Raw genomic sequence first — 22,001 nt, forward strand, 5'->3', positions numbered from 1 at the left:
AATGAGTCTAAGCTCGTGTTAATACTACCTACAGAGTTCCATTGCTCAGTAGATAAATTATCTCTTTTGGTTTTATTATTTATTGCTAATTATTTCCCGGTGGCGTTTTAATATATTCCCTGAATAATTCATTAAAATACATACAAAATTTATATTTATAGCCGAGCTATGTAGTGTGATAATTTAATTTCTGAGTTCCGGCATCATCACTGGAATTCGATTTACCCTTCCTTGGTTGTAACTTCATAGAACGCGCCGCATCCCCCTTAGCGGCTTTACCATTTACCCCGCCTGACTGCGGGGTTTTTTTTGCATAAAAAAACCCATAACCGGCGAAAGTTATGGGCTCAACAATTGAGAGAGAACTAAAATTTCTACGACGAGGTCAGAGAGACTTTCCACAACAACCTTCATAACGGAGGCTGACATTGTGCCAGGCACAAGGGCAACACCGGTTATTAAGGGTACAACAAGCACTATCAGGAGAAACTAAGGTTAATCGCACAGCTCGTTCCAGTAGCTGAAGCGCATTAAACGTATATAGCGGTCAGGGGCGGCGAAACCAGGCCGGATCACTGTTCCCCACATCAATACCGTACAGACAACCGGTTGCCAGAAAACTTTCCAGCAGACGCGACGTGTCCTGCGCCATTTCTTCAGTCTGGTGGTGCGGCTTACGTTGAGTAATGCGCTGCCATAAGGAGCGGTGTTCAGCAGTTTGAGCGGTCGTTGACATACAGGCCTCCGGTTATTCACGGCTTTCTGTTTAAAGCTTTTATGCAACAAGCTTTACAGACTCGTAGCAGAAAGTATCTTCTGCTGGAATGACCTCAGTTAACCTTTTTCTTCCTGCAAACAGAACCAACGATTTATGCTTTCTTTATGAAGTTTTGGACTATAACTTCCCCGGCCAGACACCCTCGCAGAACAACTTCGCACACGCCAGACTATTCTGATGACGCGTTTGCGGATCCCCTGGAGTTTGTGCCAGTTGCACCAGAATGCCGGTAAAACATTGTGCCAACAGCACGGCGGAAATATCGTCACGAAACAGCTTATCCTCCTGACTGACTGTAAGATTTTCAGCCATCAGATCACACAATAATCTTTGCGTTTCCTGTGCCTGAGGAGGTAACAAAAAGGCCTGCTGGGTGCGTGCATCATCTTCTGCTAAAAAGTTAAGCAATTTCCTAAAGCTTAACGCCATCCGGTCGAGCACCTGATTCTCCGCAACCTGTGGGGCAATTTGTAACGTGCGTACAAGCGTGGTCAGACGCTCGCGAAAAGCAATAACATCGGTATGGCTCATTTCTCTATCCCGGGTATTCCCCATTTCAGTGCGCTTCTGGTTTATTTGCGTAAATGTACTTTGCTACCTATTTGAATTCTATAAGTTAATGACCGTGGCTAACAATTGCACATCCCGGCACTCAGGCGTAAACCAGTAAGTAGCTCACGTAAGGCGATCGGGTCGGTCAAACCGTGCCTTGCGCGCAGCACCTGAAAAGATACCGAATACATAGAGGATAGTGGTATGTCTAAAAATGGAAAAGTGGCTTTAGTGACAGGTGGTGGTCAGGGGATTGGCCGGGCAATTGCGCTGCGTCTGGCGAAGGATGGTTTTGCCGTCGCTGTCGTGGATTATAACGCAGACACGGCGAATAAAGTCGCCGAGGAAATTAACCATGCTGGTGGCAAAGCGGTTGCCCTGCTTGCCGATGTGTCAGACCGCGAACAAGTTTTTGCTGCGGTTGAGGCTGCGACTAAACAACTTGGCGGATTCGACGTTATCGTCAATAACGCCGGTATTGCGCCGACAACCCTCATCGAAGACATCACGCCTGAAATTGTAGACAAAGTTTATAATATCAATGTGAAAGGTGTGATTTGGGGTATTCAGGCGGCGGTAAAAGCGTTCAAAGCTGCCGGGCATGGCGGTAAAATCGTCAATGCTTGCTCGCAGGCCGGACATGTAGGCAATCCTGAACTGGCGATTTACAGCTCGAGTAAATTTGCGGTACGTGGCCTGACGCAAACTGCTGCGCGCGATCTGGCATATCTGGGGATTACCGTGAATGCGTACTGTCCGGGGATCGTCAAAACACCGATGTGGGAAGAAATTGACCGTCAGGTTTCTGCTGCTGCAGGAAAACCGGCGGGTTATGGTACGCAGGAGTTTGCAAAAAACATCACGCTCAAACGTCTTTCAGAACCTGAAGATGTGGCTGCCTGTGTTTCTTATCTTGCAGGCCCGGATTCAGATTATATGACCGGTCAGTCACTGCTGATTGACGGCGGTATGGTCTTTAACTGATCCCCTTCCCGCCTGCCCAGCCTCTCATTTCGGGAGGCTTTTTTTTAAGCCTAACGCTTTCCTGACCACTACAAACCCGCTCAGAGTTGTGCCAGCGGAATGTAGTATTCGCAGGTCACGCCGTTCAGTGCGGATTCTCGTGAATACTTTTCAAGGTCGGGCTGCATGATGAACTCCAGACCCAGTGTCGGTAAAAATACCGAATACAGATACAGGATAAAATCATTCAACCGGCTGAGATCGTAAGGATAATTGATCTTCAGATAACGGCTGGCCGGAACCAGGATTGTGTGGCTGTCACTGAGTTTTACCTGATGCGCTACGGTGTATTCCATCTGCAGGGCATTGGCGACTTCGTCGTGAGTATCGGGGCGGCAATCTGAAAGTCCCCAAACTGGTGCCAGCAGGGATTCCGGCGTTTCCAGATAGCGCAATAATTCGGCACGATGAACGTGGTTTTTACTGTTGAACAAAGCCTCTATCGGATACGAATGGACGACGGTTTCCCCTTCGAACGCCATTTCTGGCAAATCGACAATCTCATATTTAGGTTGAGGAAACTCATCGACGGTCAGCGGTGCGGTGATCCCGTTCATTGTCCATGACGCATTGCGGCGGTACATCCCCGGTGTTTCTGCAAAGTTCTTTTTAAATGAACGGGTGAATGTTTGCTGCGAGTCATAAGAGTAATACAACGAAATATCGAGGATCGGCATATTGGTAAGACGTAACGCGATCGCCGCCATGGTCAGACGGCGGTCACGGATGTATTTGCCCAGTGCGTAACCCGTTTTACTTTTAAACAAACGCTGAAGATACCACGGAGAATAGCCTGTTTTTTTCGAGGCTTTTTCCATGGTCAGACGGTCACTTAAGTTGACTTCGATCCAGTAGAGTAACTCTTTGATCAGGTCATCGTGAAAATCAGGTTTTTGTTCGCTCTGCAAAATGAACTCCCTGTGCTGCTATAAAGTTGCGCGGCTTAGTGCGCAACAGATTTTGAAAACACGTTCACTACGATGACGCCCGCGATGATTAGCCCCAGGCCAATAATCGCCGGCGTATCAAGCTTTTGTCCGTAACCAAACCAACCAATCGCAGAGACCAGAACAATACCGACGCCGGACCAGATGGCATAAGCAATACCGGTGGGCAGGGTTTTCAGAGTCAGAGATAATAAGAAGATGGCAATCGTATAGCCCAGCAATGTAACGACGCTTGGCCATAAACGGGTGAATCCTTCCGAGCTTTTCAGACTGCTGGTGGCGATGACTTCCGCCACAATAGCCAGTCCGAGAAGCAAATATGTTTTAAACATCTGTCGTTTCCTTACTGCAAGAGTTATGAGCATACAGCTCATTTTCAATGGCGCGGCCGAGGTTGTATTGCGCGCAGGTCGGGCTCAGTCCAAGAGTTTCAAGTCGCGACATGGCATCCATGCTGCTGCTCAGGCCAATCAGGCGCCAGGAAATATGCTCCGGCGATTCGCCCTGCACAAACTCCCCTTTCTGTCTGCCAAAGCTGATGGCATCAGACACCAGCTGATGCCAGTCAGACACTGAAAGCGCAAATGCAGCTTTCATCAGCGGCTCCTGCTCGGTCAGCAACATGGCTTCATGCCACAGTGGGATCGCCATCAGAGATTCTTCGTCTTGCGGATCAACCAGCAACAGGTTCAGCCGTTCGCGGGCTGTCAGAGCCAGAGACTTTTCTTCCAGCTGGGCTTTGAGGATTTTCATCACCTGCGTATAGGCCTGAGCCCGCAGCTGAGCGGCGCTGGAAAAATGGTGATGAACCTGACCGGTTGCCGCACCGGCTTCTTGCGCGACACGACGAACGGTGGTCGCGGCCAGTCCTTCACGGCGGGCAATTCGCGCAGCAGCTTCCAGAATAGTATTGCGGCGGGCTTCTTTACACAGGTAGACCACTGAAAAATCCGAAGCAGAGTAGGCAGATGAGGATAATGCCAAGACTTGGACGGATGTTCAAGATTTTTTGAGAACGTTCATTCACCTGTGATTTTATATAGGTAAATGACTTGCAATCTCTGTGAAAATTGTACCCACCAAAAATGACAGCAGCCTGACGTTTCAGGCCACTTACTGATCAGTACACACAAAACTCGACGCTGACCTGATATCACCCTGCCCGTTATATTTCGGATACAACGGGTAATCACATAAGGGCATTTCACGTCCTGCCGTCGGTTTGTTGACATCAATCATAACTTGCTGACCGGGTGGGATCCCATGATCGACCCACTTATCCAGTGTGCCGAGTGAATCCCAGCTCGCACGAAAAGTTCCGCTGCTGTGGGTAAAGCCGGGTGCCAGGTAGAAGCGTGCAAACTGACGGAGCTCTTTCTCGCCGAATTCCGCTTTCAGTTTTTCGTAATACGCCACGGTATTCCCCGGTGGTACTGCCATGTCTGCGGTACCGTGCATCAGCAGCAACTTACCACCATGTTGCACAAAGGCGCGGAGGTTCGCATCGTCGTTATCGACCTGCGCAGCCAGCTCTTTGAGCCGCTGCTGATGTGCGGCCGGGTCGAATTTCAGAGAGTCGTAATCCGCATTACGCATGACTTCATAACGGACGGCCTGATCGCCCATCATATAAGGAAAGGAAATAATGATATTTGTAGCTTCGGGTTTCGGCTTGTCTGCGCCGGAGCCAAATACGCTGACCAGCGCGGAAGCGTCAGCACCGCGTAATATCGGCCAGGGCGCAAAGTGATCGCCGGTAGGCAGGTTTATGCCAAGTTGTACGGGCTTATTCAGCATGCCGACCAGCGCTATTTGCGTGTCAGAAAGACAATTTGACCCGGTATCTTTGCCCTGCGGACAACGCAGATGCGCTATTTTAAATGTCGCACTACAGGCATCCGGATTAGCGACAACGCCGTCGGCCAGACCGTCCAGTTTATCGCAGGCACCGGTCACGGCGTTGGCAATCAGCGCGGCTTTTGCAGGTGAAATCCACGCACCCGGCGTGTTGTAAATAGCTTGCCCGATACGGATACCCGCCATGTGCAGTTCGACGACGTTGTATACCGGATGAATAGCGATCGCGCCGTCGTAGTCGAGCGGGAAGCGCTGAATTGCAGCAAGTGCTTCGTGTCCGCCCTGAGAATTGCCCTGAAAATACAGGCGCGAGGGTTTTTTACCGTAAGCCTGTGTGATGAGTGCGACCGCAACATCGTGGGTTTTCTTAATCTGAGCACCGGCAAAATTATCCCAGGCTTCCTGGTTGAGAGCAAAAGACGCATCGGATACGCCGCCCTGATGCCCGGAATCGCTGCCAAAAGTCGCGTAACCTTGTTTCAGCGCGCCGGGTGTAGCGGCTGGCGCCAGCCGGGCTGTATCGGCATCCTTAACGGCACCGTCGAATCCGCTGCCGCCGAGCTGCAAGGCTTTACCATTCCATATGAGGGGCAGATAAAGCTGAAAATTAATATCAGGTGCTGTCACATCAATGGGTTTAATCAGTCCTTCGAGTTTGCAGTGCTGATTACCGGGATGACCGGCCATCGCAACATTGGTCACCAACGCGCCGCGGGTTGGTAAACCTATTTTGGCAGCATCGATGCGGGAATTTTTTAGGGCCACACATTGCGACTGGTTTATACCTGCCGGGGACGCTTCGGCTACATTTGCTGAGAACAAATTAGCGAAGAACAACGCAAAACAAAAAGTACAAAAACGCGCATTCATCAGACAGCTGTTATCCCATTGCGTAAAAGTGGCAGTTTGTCATTAAATGATCTGCGAAAACAGCCCTCCGTGCAGGAATTAGTCACTCACGACATTATGGATATGGCATACGCATCTCATCACGCAAACAAATGAACTCAGGTTTAATAGCCTCCTTATTTATGAGTAGAACGGGTTTTTATATTTTTACACCAGACTTTATGCAATTAAAATAATATCCCCATTGTGAACTATCATTTTAATGAATGATATAAATGCCTGGATGTTTGATATTGTCATGGTGAATGAAATAAATCTAATTTTTAATTTGTCTCTTATTGGTAATTAAAGGTATATTGCTGCCGCCTGCCTGGTTGCGGGTGCGATTAATATTAATCAACTTTTTTGAAAAGGAATTTACATGAAGTCTTTAGTCAAGTTGTTTGTCCTGGCTGCTGTGGTCTCTACGCTTTCTGGTTGTACGGGTAGCGTCTATAACAAAGAAAAAAACTGTGATTACATGTACTTACTTCACCCTGCCATTTCAATTTCTAAAATGATTGGTGGTTGCGGCCCGACTGAAAAATAATGTTATTTTCAGTGTAAAATATGCCGGGCGATGATGCCCGGCATTTATTTAATAACACGTCTGTTTCTTAATACTTTCTTAAAACGTCCAGCAGATACCGCTGGCACCCTCCTGCCTTTTAGAGCGTTGCCGATAATTTTCGTCAACAGTTATGTACTAACCTGCTTAACCAATGAGAGTTTCATAATAAATCACCTGTGTTTTAGATTAACAATCTAAATGTAGACCAGTCGTCTCCAGGCAAGTTAAAAGCATTCCATTTTGCTAAAGCTTATTTGTAGATTTCTCCACATCGCATTACTCTTCAATGAATCGCAGCAGGTCTTCATTAATCGTCCCGGCTTGGGTGATTGTCATCCCGTGGCCAAATCCCGCATAGACCTTGAGCTGCGCATCTTTGACAAGTTGCGCGGACAGAATGGCAGAGTCGGCCAGCGGAACGATCTGATCATCATCACCATGCATGATCAGGGTTGGCACATCGATTTTCTTAAGGTCATCAGTGAAATCAACCTCAGAGAACTGTTTGATACAGTCATACTGACCTTTGATCCCACCCTTCATTCCCTGAAGCCAGAAGCTTTCTCTCACACCATCAAAAGGCGTCTCTGACGAACGATTGTAGTTGAAAAACGGCGTGGTCAAATCCTTATAGAACTGAGAACGGTCTTTTTCGACCGCAGCACGGATGCTATCAAACACTGCCATAGGCAGACCGCCAGGATTTTTCTCGCTTTGCAGCATAACCGGAGGCACTGCGCCGATAAGTACTGCTTTGCTGACGCGTGCCGAGCCATACGTACCGATATACCGTGCGACTTCACCACCGCCAGTAGAGTGTCCAACCAGAACAACATCGTTGAGATCTAACTGTTCGATGAGTGATGATAAATCTTCAGCGTAGGTATCCATATCATTGCCTTCCCACGTCTGACTTGAGTTGCCATGGCTGCGGCGATCGTGAGCTATTACACGGAACCCCTGCTGACCGAAGAACAACATTTGCGCGTCCCATGCATCACTTGATAATGGCCAGCCGTGGGAGAAAATAATGGTTTGTCCCTTGCCAAAGTCTTTATAAGCAATCTTAGAACCGTCTTTCACCTGAATAGTTTTCATCACTTTATTCTCTTTTCTGTTGGCGACGCCTCATGGGCGGAGCATTTAATGTAGAGGTGTTTTTTTCGTCTGTTTACTTTTACACCTGGCAATCATTCACAGAATGACTGGCCTGGAAAGCATTTAACTGATGTTTACTGAGATAAACTTTGTGCCGCTTTTTCGATCAGGTTCGCAATTTTTTCCGGCTGCGAGGCGTAAATGGCATGGTTGCCTTTCAATTCAGTAACGGTGCTGTGTGCGCGTTTTGCCATAAAGCGCTCCAGTTCTGGATTAATAGCACGATCCTGCGTCGCCACTACGGCCCAGCTTGGCTTCGTTTTCCATGCCGGAACGCCTGCCGGGGCACTAAATGCTGCTACTGCAGGCATAAGTTGAGATTGCGCCAACAGATTTGTTTCTTTGACTGGCAAGTCAGCGGCAAAGTCCGCGTGGAAATTTTCCGGTTTGATATAAAGGAAGTGATCTGGCGTTTCAGTAATAGACTGAGCGGCTGGCGGGTATTTTTTGGCCAAACTCAGCAATGAGTCACCTTGCTCCGGCTGAAATGCTGCGATGTAAACCAGGCCGGCAACAGAGGGATCATTTCCCGCGTCACTGATGATCATTCCGGCGTAGCTATGGCCAACCAGCAATGATTTACCACTTTGCAACGCCAGAACGCGTCGAGTCGCCGCGACATCATCAGCCAGCGAGGTTTGAGGCTCCTGCACAATCGACACTTTATAGCCTGCTTTATTCAGGATGCGGGCCACTGGAGCCCAACCTGAACCATCCACAAAAGCACCGTGTACCAAAACGATGTTTTTAACCGGCGCCGCCATTGAAGACTGAGCATAAACTGACAGAACCAGGCTTAAAGCCAGAGTAGTCAATGTTTTTTTGAACATGATTAATTTCCTGTATTTTGTATGAATTATTGCATTAGACCGGTCGTCTAACCATTTCTTAAATAAAAAATTTACCCGTACCTGCTATTCAGGCCAACTCTGTGTGCTGTTCCTTATACCGGAACGGCTGTTGTGCTATGTCGCTTAGTTGCCGTGCCATGTGTGTAAGCTAACAGTTATTAGACCAGTCGTCTACAGGTAATTAATAAAACTTTTCCATCTTTCATTCGCAGGTACCTTCTCACTGCGGTTACCTGCCACGATGAGATAACCCACTAATTTTGATGCTTGTTCAACTGCGTTTGTTCACGTATCGATGATGCGCTTAGTCGGCTTTCTTTGCCCAAACTGCATGAGTATTTATGAATTCACGCATCCAAAGTGCGAGAGTTCGCGACAATACCCACTCTTTTTCACACAGCCATTGGTCCGATTCTATCTTGTAGACCCAGCGGATCGCCTACCTTCGACAGTCTGACGGCTGCGCTGAACTAGCGCGTCTGCTTTCAAAGCTTGTGTGACGCGAGCCCGCTGTTGTTTGAAGGGTAAATGGTTTAACCCATGGTTTTTAGTTACAACATTCTAATTATTTCAACATCAATAACAGTGACTAAATCAACTTCATTTTAACTTTCCGTCTAGCAGGGAATGAACTCCAGCTATGACCAATACGATCTCCGAAGACATGAAAAAGCGGTCGCAAAGCGACCGCCTGAGTTCTCAAAAAACGTCTTATCGTTTACGCCATATCGTTAACTGCGCGACGGTATGTTGGAATTTTCTTGCCGTTTCCCGAATAACGAATGGCACATCTTGTGGCTGCTGAATTTCCTCAAAATCACTGGCCAGAAGGCGGCGCAATGCCTGATGGGTGGTCACTGCTTCACCGTTCTCGCGGAAACCCCCTACCCAATTCTCTTTTGGAGTGAATTCTTCAAGCCAGGTATACGGCGATGACAACATCAGCAATCCGCCTGTACGAATCATTGGTGTGATGTCTTTCAGGAACCGCGCAGGTTCACGCAGACGGTCAATCAGGTTTGCCGCCAGAACCAAATCATACAATTCAGCCTGCGGTTTAAGATTGCACGCATCACCCTGCACAAAACTGACACGTTCTGTCTGCTGCGCATTGATCCCTACATCTGCCAGCGTCGCCTGACAATAATCGACCAGATCACCCTCTTCCGGGATCACATAACGACAAGCTTCGCCTCTCGCCAAAGCCAGAGCGACATCGATAAACCGCGCGGAATAATCCATGCCCACGACAGCATCAAAATGACGTGCAAGCTCGAAACTGGCGCGGCCGGTCGCACAGCCGATATCTAGCGCCCTGCCTTTCTGACTGACATTTTTTACAGCTATATCAACAAGTTGTTCGGCGTAATTTGGCACGTTAAAGTGGCGCGGACCGTACTGGAAATCCAGATACTGAGCCACCAAACCATCGGTTTCATACGGATTCACCGTGATCTGTTCCTGATGACTGGACACCACATAACGGAAACCTGCATGCTGGAAGAAGTGACGGCGGAACGCGTAACGGGAAGATTTCAATGCCTCGTTACCGGTCGAAATCCAGCTTCCGCCTTTGATCATCGAGTGTTTACCATCAAAAGTCGGCGTCGAAAAATCGTCATATAACGGATGCACACGGAAACCATCAAACCCGCTGATGGGGGTTGATGCCCATTGCCAGACGTTCCCGACAATATCGTAAAAATCGCCCTGTGCGAAATGATCTACCGGACAAGAAGAAGCCCAACAGGCCAGATTGATGTTACCCGGCGCAGTCTGCCAATCTGGCTGATCGCCAGGCACCTGATTACGTAAAATCATCCATTCTGCTTCGGTCGGCAACTGAACAGATTCACCGGTTTGTTTCGCTTTCCAGCGACAAAATGCCGCCGCCTCAAGCTGATTGACTTCTGCAGGCCAGTCCCACGGCATTGGCACTTCTTCAGTCATCAGACGTAATTTCAGTTGCTCAGGTTCACGCGGCGAACCGACCCAAAATGTCGGCATTTCCGCCTGCGCAAACTCACGCCATCCTGCACCTTCTTCATCCCACCACTCAGGATTCTGGTAGCCGCCCGCCTCGACGAAAGTATAGAATTCGGCGTTGCTCACCAGCATTTTACTGGCGCTAAATGCCTGAATTTTATGCTCTGACGTGCCGTATTCGTTGTCCCAGCCGTACGTGTCGTCCTGCTTACCTAGTGTGACAACGTCACCTTTAACGGCTACTGTTTCGTTTTCAGGCACCGTTTTCCGGTCATGTCTTGCCAGTTCACAGGCAGGCCAGTGTGCCTGAGGTTTGACCCATTCCACCGGTAACTGGCGGATCAGTACGCTGGACGTTTCAAGATGGATGCGTTCATGCTCGATACCCATCAGGATCACCCACGCCGGGCTGTTCCAGTCGATCGGTAAACTCAGCGGCATCGTATCGATAATAGCGAGCACTTCTTCGCGAACTTTGTTGCGATATGTCCGTAAATTGGGGACAGATGGCCAGTGATAGTTCTGATCGTCGAGATCGTCCCAGCTCATTTCATCCACGCCAATCGCCAGCATTGCCTCGATGTGGGAATCAATACGCTCAGGAATTAAACCTGCCGCCATGAGCTTGTTGATATAAAAAGTGGCGGTATGACCAAAATAGAAAATCAGCGGATGGCGCAGGGAAATCGCTTTGTTGAAGTAAGCGCGTTCGTCCGCCAGACAATCGAACAGGCTTTCATACAGTTCCCAGGTCTGAATATAGTAATCACGTATTTCCTGACGTTTTTGTTCCGCCGTTCCTGTGCTTAGTAAAATTGTCTGCGTCGGTTCCGGCAAGCCGTTTGCGTTCTCTGGTTGTGAAAGCATCTTTAATTCCTCTGTCCTCTGGCAACGCCAAATCAATACTCAAGTGTAGCAGCTGACATCAGCGGCTTATTTCCGGCGCGTGCGGGCCGGTCTGTTCGTCGTTAAATCACAAAAAATTGCAGATATTTCTATTTCTAAAAAAAAAGCCTATCTTTCCATATATAGCAGCGATATCGCCGGAACCTGCAGGCATTCACCCTCAAATTGATGGCACAAATCGAAGTAATCCGGCGCGCTGATAATGCCCTGAATATTGTCAGAAAATGCTTCCAGCGCCTTTTTCATTTGCGGCAGATAGTCGTGGGTATCGTAAACACGGTCGATACCTTCGAGCGAATGATTCATGATTTTACGGGCAACATCGTTAGGGACATTCAGGGAGGATAATTTGGATCTGGCCGTCCGGCGCAAATCCCGTGTTGCAAATGGCTCAATACCCAGCCCTCTTTCTGCACGTAACATACGGCGGATTACCTGAGTGACGGCGCCCCGCGATAACGGTTTTTGTGCATCGAGCGGCGACGGAACCAGCCACGGACTATTTTTTGGACTGGCCGCCAACAATGCTTCCACACAGGTCACCATTAAAGATGTCAGGGGCAGGCTATGATCGCGGGCTGATTTATTACGCGTGCCCTGCCGCCAGACGCCAATTCGCAGGTGAAACTCCTCTTTTCTGGCACGTACGATTTCATCCGGACGCCTGGCAGTCAGTAAACAAAGGCGTAGCGCCCAGCGACATTGTTCCGAAATATCCCATAAATCAAGGCCATGCCAGAAAATCCAGATTTCAGCATCGGTTAATGCCCGCTCGCGGGGCGGCGTATTTCTTCCCCCGACGTCACGGCGTTTCATGGAACTCAAGGGCGAATGGCCGAGATATCCCTGCGTTTCCGCCCAGCCAAAAAATTGCTTACACAGGGCAAATACCCTTTTGGCTTCGGAAATTTTTCCGTCCGCTAACAACACATTGAATAAGCGATTCAGACGCAGGCGGGTAATTTTGTTGAGTGGCACATCGCCAATCACCGGCAGGACATGTTTCATTAAAGAGGACACGGCAATTTCCGGACGACGACGTGTCAGGATCAACGAAAGCCGGATCCAGACATTGATCACCTGCCCAACCGTCGCATTACCCTCTTCGTCAAAATCATCCAGCTTTGCGAGCGGCGTCATTTTCACATTCTGAAGATAGGCAAGCACATGCCGGCCAACATTCTCGGCAGCAAAATGTGTTTCGTTGATCGTTCCGGATACCGCGTTGCTCATCAGCCCTATTTCACCTGAAAAAATCACAGGGCGGTTTTATAACAAGTCATAGGATCTTAGGCAAAAGGTTTATGACTCCAGACCTATTAAGTCTGGAGTCACTACGGCAATCTATAAGGAAAAATAAAGGAGTTAGCAGAAGGATTATGACGTCATTGACGGGTTAAAAAACCTACAAACTGGACAAGCAGTCCAGTTATCCTGATGCAGGTCACTGGATAATCGCTGCTATTTTATTCAATTTCTGCAGCATGATATTCACTTATGACACCGTAATCATCAATGTAACTGACGGTCATCGACAATTTTCGGCTGTCAGTAAATTGAATAACAGGGAGACTGATATGGCTGAATGGTGCGATCATTCCGTCATGAGGTAAATTATTTTCCCAATGCACCTCTCCATATTTTATTTGTGTCAGCGTCACGTACAGCGGCGAACGATTTTCAATTTGGAGTCGGGACTTATTACTATCTTTGACGTATGAAAAATGTAATTTTTTTACCGCGTCACTGCTGGTTATATCTCCCAGAGTATTGGGACGATAGAAAATTTTAATTCTGGTGCGGATGGCCATTTGTAACACAGGGTTATCCTCCGACACTGGCATTTTCGGCGGAACTTCAAGAACATTCAGCCAAAACAAGGACTCCGAATCAGCCGTAAGGGAAGGCCCTTTACCGGTAAACAATACACGTATACCCAGCGAACTTTTTGGCTCAAGCCTTGCTACTGGCGGCAAGACAACAAAGGGTACATAAATATGCTCAGGTTTTTCTTCAGGCTCTTCTTTATCAATCCATAATTGCATCAGTGCAGGTTTCGACCCTTCATTGATAATGCTTATGGACTCATCATTTGCTTTTTGGCTGAATATTAACCGTGTTCGGTTAATGTAAGTTTCACCTATTCCCTGTTCTGTAGTCATTGTCCAAAATAATACTGAAGCTAAAATAAAACAGGGTAATGATGATAGGATTTTCATAGAAAAAATATTTTTGTTAGTTATTTGTATTTCAGCGTAAAAGTTACTGAACCACTCACATTGCCGGAAGATACAGTATTCTCTGTTTGATACAAACCTGCCCTGAGAGGAACAGAGTAATTTGTATTGGCCGTTCCTGAATCATAACTGGTCAGCAGATAATCCGTATTGAACGTCACGGGAATATCCTGATCCGTGAGCATTTGCAACGCGACGCCGCTTGCCGTTGAAGTACTGTCCGGCGCAAACACTCCCTGTGAATTATTTTTAATCGTTGTTGTTGGCATAAACGAATAACTGATGCTGGCCAGCCCAGCAGGACATTGCGTGAAATTGAGCTTAAAGTCTGTTCTGGATGTTGTGTAGCCTGGACCGCTAAAGTCAGACCGCGCGGCTGGCGGGAGTGTCACATCCACATTGGGTGTTGTACAGGTGCCTCCCGTGGTATTAATGACCAGCCCCCCCGCAAGGAACTCCGCAATCATATAAGTACCCCCACCTGTGCTGGAAGCGCCGTTGTAAAACTGATAATGCCGCGTATACATCGGATCAAAAACAGGCGTAGTACCCGCAGTCAGCGTATTTGCTGTCTTTACAAAACGAATTTGTACATCAACCCCGATATTAAATGAACGTCCGCTGTCGTAGGTGACAGGGAAGAGTTCTGCTGGTGTTTGATAAATACCACCAGCTACAGTCAGCGGATACCAGGCACTGGTTTGCCCTTTCACGGTATAACGCCAGCGGGCGATGTAACCAAGCCCGGTTTTCACCGCAGTATTATAAACACTGTAGGCCTGGCCTTCTGTCGTCGTCGTATTCCAGATGGTGTAAGGAGGATAACCCTGAACCGCGAGTTGCGGTGAAATCGTCTGATAGGTGTTCCTTTGCGCACAGGTCCACGCGGTCGGATCTGATGATGTTACCCACCCGCCCAACAGGTCTCCCACAACAGCATCTTTCCCAATCTGAATGGTGGTTGAAGAGAAATACTGGTAATAGGAACTTGTCCGGTTGCAATTAACCCACGTACCATCCGCCCATACCGGATGACTTATACCAGCGAACGCGATAAAGAGAATTGACCTGAAAATTTTTGCCATAACATTTCTTCCCTGTTTACTGGCACACCACGTTTGCACGCCTGAAACTATCTTCCTCTGACAGATTATCAGCGGGCAGCTGGTACAATAATTCACATTGTTGCGACGGCGAACTTCCCCATTTCACATTGAGTTTTCCTTCGCTATTTTTTACCCGAATATAACTCTGGCTTCCTTGTGCGATATATCCAACCCTCTCGTTCTTCTCATCTGTAACAGGTGTGCCAAACGGAATTTCCTCGTTACGAACCGAGCTGATTTGCAACAAAGCGGAATAACCAAAATCTGTTTCATATTTCAATAACACCACCGCACCGGCCGTCGGAACGCTATTCTGGCGGGTGACGTCGAGAGCAATATCATTGGAAAGCCCTTTTGGATCCAGTTCGATGCTATTCTGCCGATACGGTGTTAAATAAGGCACCGCGGCTTTACCTGATTTATCCAAAGCCAGGCTTGAATTATTCGCCACTTTCGCGCCGCTGGCATGGTTCGCTTCCACAACTGCCATGGTGTCGCCCATTATCGGCGTGAACACTACACCATTTCCGTATGCAATTGCGCCGCCCGAAAGCGTTGCCCCATACTGCTGGTAGCCTTGTCCGGCTGAAAAGCTTCCTCCTAACCGGGTATAAGGTGAATTCCAGTTCCCACTGGCGCCTGCGGTATTGCGGTTACCCATCGATGAATAATGATCTGCATTGCCGAAAGCACTGTAAGTATATTGACGCTCATCGCCAGCGGAACCCGAGACCGAATTCTGAATCCCCTGATGATCACGTTCCTGTACATAGGTGGAATTGAAATAAGCCGAATTTGCGCTGCTACCCAGAGGTAGTGAAATCCCTACGGCAATTTTGTTGTCCCAGATATTTTTCACCAGATCCCGGGTACGGCTGGCATTAATATTCAAATTGAACCATGAGAAAGTGTTGGTGTATCCCATTTGGTATTCAGTATCACGCCCGCCTCTGTTCCAGTAATCCTGGGTGCTTGCACTGATATTCAATGTTCCCCAGACCTCCGACAAATCCTGTGTTGCGCTGATCTGCACGCGATTTTTACGATTGATACTGCTGGAATAAAAAGCGTTTCCGGCAGAGGTTTGCTGGTCCCGTATCAACATTGCATCATCAATACTGTAGTAACCGGCGCTTGAATAACGATAATTCGCCAGCGTGATATTCGTGTTCACCACTGGCAGTATTTTTGAGAAAGCCAGACTGTAACTTTGCCCCTCTTTTGAGATTTCGTTATGTAGCTGAGTACGGGCATGAGTGATATCCGAAGATATCGCACCCAGCGAAGTATTCAGTGCAATCCCCCCGGCCACCGACTGATACTCTCCTCCTCCTAATACACCTCCGTAACCCGTGATCAGATTGGTAAAACCGTGCCGTATAGTGCCCATCGCAATCAGGGGTTTTTCATTCACGGTCGAATTACGATAAGTCCCGCTCATCAGTGTGTAGCGGGTTGTCCCTGGCCTTAATAGTTCAGCGATCGACGCATAGGTCACAGTGAAACTACGCTCGCTGCCATCCGCTTCTTTCACTGTGACCAGCAAATCTCCTCCAGTGCCCGTCGGATACAGTTCATCTATGACGAACGGGCCAGGTGGAACCGTGGTTTCATAAATACGCGTGCCGCGCTGTGAAATCTGAACTAATGCATTAGTATTCGCCACGCCACTGATCACCGGTGCGTATCCGCGCTGCGAGTCCATATACATCCGGTCATCGGATGCCAGCATGGCCCCGCGAAAACCCACGCTATCAAAGACCTGTCCTTCCGTCATAGACTCACCGATCACCAGCTTACTGCGTATCGGCACTATCGCACGTTCGAGATAAGTGCTGGCGTTATCATATTCCCATCCATTTTCATCGCTCTGGTTAAAAGACCCTTTATATCGCAAACGCCAAACATCCCAGTTTATACCACCGAGAAGTCCGAGATATTGAGTAGAGATACTTTGCGTTTCTGACATTTCTGAATGATAGGCGTTATAGTCATATTCTAATGTTGCCGCTGTGATACCTTTATCCCAAAGTTCGGGGCTGACATACCCTCTGGCATGGCGAAGTAAATAGATCTGCGGCGCTGTCACATTAAGATGTTGAGTGGTAACGTCATAACTGGCATCGAGTCCGGGAAGCAATTTATTAATATCAGCACATTGATGGGGATCTTTAAGCTGATAAACGACATTTTCATCGAGTCTTTCACTATCAATACCCAAATCTGATAGCAATTTTATATTGAAACACGCATGGGCTATTTTTGATTGATTATCAGGAAGTGAAAAATTAACGTCTGTACGCCCTTTCCACCTCTCATTTACATACAGATCCACCCGATGTATTCCGGGTAGTACAGGGTTTCCTTGCGCATAATCATTAACGTCTATTGCTGACCGCATAAATGCACTGTTAAAAATAACCGTATCAGAACCTGCATAACAGACGACGTGAGAGAACAGCAGTGCAGACCAAGCTGTTGTTCTTAATATCGCCATGGTGAATGAATTTTTAAGCGAGCCAGATATCATTTCATAATATCTGTTCATTGACTGATTCCCCGCCATAATCATTTATGATGCTATAGAATAACTTTTCGCCCCGTATATCTTTATTCTCATTCGACTTCAGATTGAATTCTATTTCACTTTCAGGCTCAACCATTCTCTTCGTAAAATTTTCCACACGGGAAAGTACCGGTGATGTTTTTGAGTGTCTGACTTCCAGCTTACTGAAAGTGATAAAGTAAGGTGAAGGATTGATAATTGTTAGTTTGTTGCCAATCACTGATACTTTTAACTGTTTATAAGCCTGAAGTGGCGAAGGTACTAAGTTATCTGGTCGGTATAACAACTTAACCCGGGTACGAAATGCCATTTGCAATACATTATCACCTGCCTGAATCCTCTGTGTCGGCTTTGGAGGCACTTCCAAAAGATTAAACCAGAACAGCGATTCCCGATCCTGTGGTAAATGCTCGTTCAGTGCCATCAGCCGTATCGCCTGACCTTTCTCTGGATCGATGCGAATGACAGGAAGATTGACAATAAATGGGACATTGACTTCACCGGGCCGGGCTTTCGGATTGCCATCATCCAGCCACATTTGTACCAGATAGGGTTTTTTACCCTTATTCATTAATTGTATTACTGACTCTTTATCTTGAGCATGGAACACAATCCGCGTTCCGTTAATGACAACTTCCGGATACGCTTTACAGGAAAAGAAGCAGGTTAAAATAATACTGATGAATATAGACTTACACATCCCTGAGTTCCTCTTTATTGAAACAGGGGTGAAATTCCTGCTTCACCCCTTTTTATCGGTTACTCGTATGTCATGGTGTAATCAACTTGCGTGGTGACCGTTCCTGCCACAGAAACTCCGGTGGCATAATAGCGGGCGAAATAATTCAATGTCCCGCTGCCGGCGCTGATATCAACCGGAATATCATTTTGGCCATCGGTTACCGGAGATCCGGCGACTATTGACTCCATACTGGCATTTAGTAATTCAACCTGAACATTTTTTGCTGCATCCGACGCGGTGGTATCTATATTAAGACGGCCGGTGGCACTATCAACATAAGTACCGGGTTCATAATAAGTGCTTGCCGTGCCTAAAGCCGTACCTGAACAACTTGTCAGTGAGATATTAAAAGGTGTCGCACCGGCAGTTTCCCCCGGCGCTTTCAAACTGTTTGCTGAAACAGTAGGTAATGTCACGGTCGCATCCTCACTTCCACCATTAACAGCAATTGAACAGGTAGTATCTGTTACCTTGCCATTAATAGTAATAGTTCCATCGACCGCCATTGCCGACGCAGCAAACGTAGATGTTATGACTAACGCAAGCATGGGTATGACGTGTTTAGTATTATACATATGCACTTCCCTATATACGTAAGGATTGATCACTAGCTAATAATGATGGCATCAATATATAATAAGTCTTTCATCAATCCGACAGATAAATATATACAGAAGTTCATTATTAACGTCACGCATCATATACCGAAAATTATGATAAGCAATACAAGTTACTTGAATAGGCAGAGTTTAATTTTGGGGAGGGTTAATTAATAGTTATTTATATAAAAAGTTCTCCTAATAACATTCAAAATATACTCGGCCATAAAAATATAATAACCAAATTAGTCGTCAGGGTATTTGCGTGCAAACACCCTGAACTGATGGGCTATGTTACGCTGTCGCCAACCTGAAGGCCGAGACAGACTGCGTCAGATATAACACCTGCTCTTCAAGTGAGGCCGCTGCTGCTGCGGATTCTTGCACCAGCGCCGCATTCTGCTGAGTTACGCCGTCGATTTCGGTCACAGCCTGCTCAATCTGGCTTATCCCACGGCTTTGCTCATCAGATGCGGTCGAGATATGTTCCATCAGCACATCAACCTGAGTCACGGAAGAAATAATTGCCGAGATAGAATCCCCGGTACGCGATACCTGTTCAGATCCTTCCTTTATATTGGCAACGGATTCAGAGATCAGACTTTCAATTTCCTTCGCTGCGACAGCACTGCGCTGCGCCAGACTGCGCACTTCGCTGGCGACCACCGCAAATCCACGCCCCTGTTCGCCGGCACGTGCGGCTTCAACGGCGGCATTGAGCGCCAGAATGTTGGTCTGGAACGCAATGCTGTTGATGACGCCTGTTATGTCTTCGATTTTCTTAGAGCTGCTGTTAATACGACTCATCGTTCCGATCACATCCTGTGCCACCTTTTCACCTGCACGCGCATTTTTAACGGCTTCACGTGTCAGGCCACTCGCACGGGTGACATTCTCGGTATTCTGTTTTACGGTCGCCCCAAGTTCTTCCATGCTGGCCGCGGTTTGTGTCAGTGCAGCCGCCTGTTGTTCTGTGCGGGAAGCCAGATCAATGTTCCCAGCCGAAATTTCCTGCGATGCATGAGCAACGGTATGACTGGTGTCGCGCACCTGGCCGATAATGCGGGTCAGCGACTGTCGCATATGCTCAATAGACTGCATCAGTTCTTCAATTTCGCTGCGTGAACGGGCATTAACCGGCACCGGGGTATCAAGATAACCTTCTGCAATCTGCCGGCAATGATCACGTGAATTCAGAAGCGGCGTCAGAACGAAACGTTTAAGCAAAATCACCACGCCAATAATGATGATCAGGAATAGCAGACCAAAACCTATGGTCAACCCGATGCCAAATTTGAAATTATCCTGCGCATCATTGTTGAGATTTCTGGCGTACTGCTCGTGCAGCGCCAGCACTCTATCCAGGACGATTTCATACTGTCGATCGAGTTTTATGACTGTCGGGATCTTTGCTTTAAACCGCGCCTGGTCACCCGCTTTCGCGGCATCGATCAGCGGCTGTATTCCGTTCTGACGATATTCCAGATAAGTGGCGCGATATGCCTGGGCCAGTTCATCCTCACCCGGCAGTTTAGGTGCATCTATATAGGCCTGAAATGCGGCATCGGCCTTCACGATAACTTCATTGACGCCGTCAAGTGCAGCGCCGTTTTGCTGACCATTGCTGCTCTCGATTTCCTTCATGTACTCCATAACGCGTACACGTGAGGTACGGCTATGATTAATGGGGTCAATCACGGACAGGACGACACGGATTTCTTTGTTGACGTCATCAAGGGAATGATTACTTTGGGTTAGCAACCAGATATTTGATAACATACTGGTGAAAAAAAGAGCGAAAAGGACTACAAGAACGAGTAAAGAGGACTTTTTAAGCGACATCGGTAGATTCTCAAAACAGAGCAAGGATCTGTTTATCGGCATTTGGCTTAAAAGGTTTAATGACTGCTTCACCCTATCAGGAATTTAACAGACGATGATCGGCCCGCCATCAAATTTTTAGCTATATCTGATACCGCTCTCCACTTAAAGGCAGCTTCAACTGCCGACACAGCGCAAAACTAAAAAATTTCTTTACACTTTTACGTTAATGAAAATCGCATTCAAATCTCTTACACAGAACCTGCATAGGTATTTATTCCTGCAGGAAAGATCCTAATAAACATCAAATAAAATTATGCCATGCGTGTGTCACCTTCGTTTTACAAATAGAATATTCATTCGGCATATGAATATTCCCATAGGAAAACATGAAAATTCCTATGAATTAACCGTCGCAATGAAATGAAAATTTTTTCATGAAAGAAAAATTTTCTCAGATATTTCCTGCGTTTTTTCATTAATAATCCTGATGGAGTTTTCACTTTTCTATTTTTTTCTACAAACCGATCAGCCTCAATGCCTTATCACATGCTGCCTGCGAGGGTATTAAGAGAAAATTCCTATATTTCAATATGATGATCCGTTATCCTGCGATCCAAGCGATGTAATACTTAGTTACAAATTATGATTTTCAATAGAATCACTAATGTTTCTAAAATGCCAGCGACAGGTACTTATCTGAAATTTTACTTTTTCAGATAAATTCAATACACACTGCGAAATGCTCCGAAAAATATCAGCTCGCTTGTGACCCTGAAGTTATTCGCACGTTATTATGATGCGGCATGGACAAATTTTTATGGCAGGGTTGCCAGCCTCAATGTATTTTTCAGATTCATTGGCAGCGTTTATCACTCCACAGTAAGGGATAGGCATGTCTAATAGTTTTCAGGAAGAAATCCCCAAAGCCCGCGTTAATATTAAATTAGATCTCCACACGGGCGGCGCACAGAAGAAAGTCGAATTACCTTTAAAATTAATGGTAATGGGAGACTACAGCAATGGCAAAGAAGACCGACCTTTGTCTGAACGCGAAAAAGTTAACATCAATAAAAATAACTTTAACAGCGTTCTGGCTGAGTTCAGCCCTTCACTTAATCTGACCGTTGAAAATACGCTGGCTGGCGATCATAGCGAAGAAAACATCTCTCTGAACTTCAACGAAATGAAAGATTTCGAACCCGAGCAGGTTGCACGCCAGATCCCTCAACTGCGCGCCATGCTGGCCATGCGCAATTTGCTGCGTGATCTCAAATCCAATCTTCTGGACAACGCGACGTTCCGCAAAGAACTCGAAACCATTCTTAAAGATCCGTCCCTGAGCAATGAGCTTCGCAGTGAACTGAACGCTCTGGCACCCAAGGCATAACAGCCTCCACTTAACGGATTAAT

Annotated in this window: 19 protein-coding genes; 3 read left to right on the forward strand and 16 right to left on the reverse strand. The window is 47.2% G+C overall.

Annotated features, from left to right (window positions below; genetic code table 11):
- Positions 1 to 547: 547 nt before the first annotated feature.
- Both ACJY2G_RS19910 and ACJY2G_RS19915 read right to left on the reverse strand, forming a co-directional pair.
- Positions 548 to 736, reverse strand: a complete 189-nt coding sequence (locus ACJY2G_RS19910; protein WP_120163803.1) for a hypothetical protein — start codon at positions 734 to 736, stop codon at positions 548 to 550.
- A 159-nt stretch (positions 737 to 895) separates the two neighbouring features.
- The gene (locus tag ACJY2G_RS19915; RefSeq protein WP_430320667.1) at positions 896 to 1,309 is read right to left on the reverse strand and encodes a hypothetical protein; all 414 of its coding nucleotides are present in this window, start codon (positions 1,307 to 1,309) and stop codon (positions 896 to 898) included.
- 225 nt (positions 1,310 to 1,534) lie between these two features.
- Between ACJY2G_RS19915 and ACJY2G_RS19920 the strand changes: the two genes are divergently transcribed.
- Entirely contained in the window at positions 1,535 to 2,314 is a 780-nt protein-coding gene (locus ACJY2G_RS19920; protein WP_120163805.1) for a (S)-acetoin forming diacetyl reductase, read from the forward strand.
- 80 nt (positions 2,315 to 2,394) lie between these two features.
- On the opposite strand, the gene ACJY2G_RS19925 is transcribed toward ACJY2G_RS19920, so the two are convergent.
- The 4 genes from ACJY2G_RS19925 to ACJY2G_RS19940 form a co-directional block, all read right to left on the reverse strand.
- Positions 2,395 to 3,261, reverse strand: a complete 867-nt coding sequence (locus tag ACJY2G_RS19925; RefSeq protein WP_120163806.1) for a helix-turn-helix domain-containing protein — start codon at positions 3,259 to 3,261, stop codon at positions 2,395 to 2,397.
- Between the two features lie 35 nt (positions 3,262 to 3,296).
- On the reverse strand, positions 3,297 to 3,632 hold the full coding sequence (locus tag ACJY2G_RS19930; RefSeq protein WP_113878269.1) for an SMR family transporter: 336 nt from the start codon (positions 3,630 to 3,632) through the stop codon (positions 3,297 to 3,299).
- On the reverse strand, positions 3,625 to 4,242 hold the full coding sequence (locus ACJY2G_RS19935; RefSeq protein WP_430320666.1) for a TetR family transcriptional regulator: 618 nt from the start codon (positions 4,240 to 4,242) through the stop codon (positions 3,625 to 3,627). The genes ACJY2G_RS19930 and ACJY2G_RS19935 overlap by 8 nt, the downstream gene beginning before the upstream one ends.
- 171 nt (positions 4,243 to 4,413) lie before the next feature.
- On the reverse strand, positions 4,414 to 5,922 hold the full coding sequence (locus tag ACJY2G_RS19940) for a tannase/feruloyl esterase family alpha/beta hydrolase (protein WP_430320665.1): 1,509 nt from the start codon (positions 5,920 to 5,922) through the stop codon (positions 4,414 to 4,416).
- 505 nt (positions 5,923 to 6,427) lie between these two features.
- Here ACJY2G_RS19940 and ACJY2G_RS19945 point away from each other — a divergent pair.
- A complete protein-coding gene (locus ACJY2G_RS19945; protein WP_120163809.1) occupies positions 6,428 to 6,595 on the forward strand; it encodes a YhfL family protein in 168 nt (55 codons plus the stop codon).
- Positions 6,596 to 6,892: 297 nt separating this feature from the next.
- Here ACJY2G_RS19945 and ACJY2G_RS19950 read toward each other — a convergent pair whose 3' ends face one another.
- The 10 genes from ACJY2G_RS19950 to ACJY2G_RS19995 all read right to left on the reverse strand — a co-directional run bounded on the left by ACJY2G_RS19950 (position 6,893) and on the right by ACJY2G_RS19995 (position 20,609).
- Positions 6,893 to 7,714: an alpha/beta fold hydrolase gene (locus tag ACJY2G_RS19950; RefSeq protein ID WP_439292025.1), complete on the reverse strand. Its 822-nt coding sequence runs from the start codon at positions 7,712 to 7,714 to the stop codon at positions 6,893 to 6,895.
- A 134-nt stretch (positions 7,715 to 7,848) separates the two neighbouring features.
- Complete coding sequence (locus ACJY2G_RS19955) at positions 7,849 to 8,604, reverse strand: alpha/beta fold hydrolase (protein WP_430320663.1); 756 nt, start codon at positions 8,602 to 8,604, stop codon at positions 7,849 to 7,851.
- A 732-nt stretch (positions 8,605 to 9,336) separates the two neighbouring features.
- Entirely contained in the window at positions 9,337 to 11,478 is a 2,142-nt protein-coding gene (gene ovoA, locus ACJY2G_RS19960; protein WP_430320662.1) for a 5-histidylcysteine sulfoxide synthase, read from the reverse strand.
- A gap of 147 nt (positions 11,479 to 11,625) precedes the next feature.
- A complete protein-coding gene (locus ACJY2G_RS19965) occupies positions 11,626 to 12,750 on the reverse strand; it encodes a tyrosine-type recombinase/integrase (RefSeq protein ID WP_439292026.1) in 1,125 nt (374 codons plus the stop codon).
- Positions 12,751 to 12,983: 233 nt separating this feature from the next.
- A complete protein-coding gene (locus ACJY2G_RS19970; protein WP_430320660.1) occupies positions 12,984 to 13,736 on the reverse strand; it encodes a fimbrial biogenesis chaperone in 753 nt (250 codons plus the stop codon).
- A 20-nt stretch (positions 13,737 to 13,756) separates the two neighbouring features.
- Positions 13,757 to 14,839, reverse strand: a complete 1,083-nt coding sequence (locus ACJY2G_RS19975; RefSeq protein ID WP_430320659.1) for a fimbrial protein — start codon at positions 14,837 to 14,839, stop codon at positions 13,757 to 13,759.
- A gap of 16 nt (positions 14,840 to 14,855) precedes the next feature.
- A complete protein-coding gene (locus ACJY2G_RS19980; RefSeq protein ID WP_439292027.1) occupies positions 14,856 to 17,408 on the reverse strand; it encodes a fimbria/pilus outer membrane usher protein in 2,553 nt (850 codons plus the stop codon).
- A complete protein-coding gene (locus ACJY2G_RS19985; protein WP_430320657.1) occupies positions 17,392 to 18,126 on the reverse strand; it encodes a fimbria/pilus periplasmic chaperone in 735 nt (244 codons plus the stop codon). The genes ACJY2G_RS19980 and ACJY2G_RS19985 overlap by 17 nt, the downstream gene beginning before the upstream one ends.
- A gap of 59 nt (positions 18,127 to 18,185) precedes the next feature.
- Entirely contained in the window at positions 18,186 to 18,743 is a 558-nt protein-coding gene (locus tag ACJY2G_RS19990; protein WP_430320656.1) for a fimbrial protein, read from the reverse strand.
- A gap of 318 nt (positions 18,744 to 19,061) precedes the next feature.
- The gene (locus ACJY2G_RS19995; protein ID WP_430320655.1) at positions 19,062 to 20,609 is read right to left on the reverse strand and encodes a methyl-accepting chemotaxis protein; all 1,548 of its coding nucleotides are present in this window, start codon (positions 20,607 to 20,609) and stop codon (positions 19,062 to 19,064) included.
- Between the two features lie 874 nt (positions 20,610 to 21,483).
- Between ACJY2G_RS19995 and tssB the strand changes: the two genes are divergently transcribed.
- Positions 21,484 to 21,978: a type VI secretion system contractile sheath small subunit gene (gene tssB / locus ACJY2G_RS20000; protein ID WP_112289522.1), complete on the forward strand. Its 495-nt coding sequence runs from the start codon at positions 21,484 to 21,486 to the stop codon at positions 21,976 to 21,978.
- The last annotated feature ends 23 nt before the right edge of the window (positions 21,979 to 22,001 follow it).

This window comes from Rahnella sp. ATs2 (genome assembly GCF_051851855.1).
In the GTDB taxonomy this organism is placed as follows: Bacteria; Pseudomonadota; Gammaproteobacteria; order Enterobacterales; family Enterobacteriaceae; genus Rahnella; species Rahnella variigena.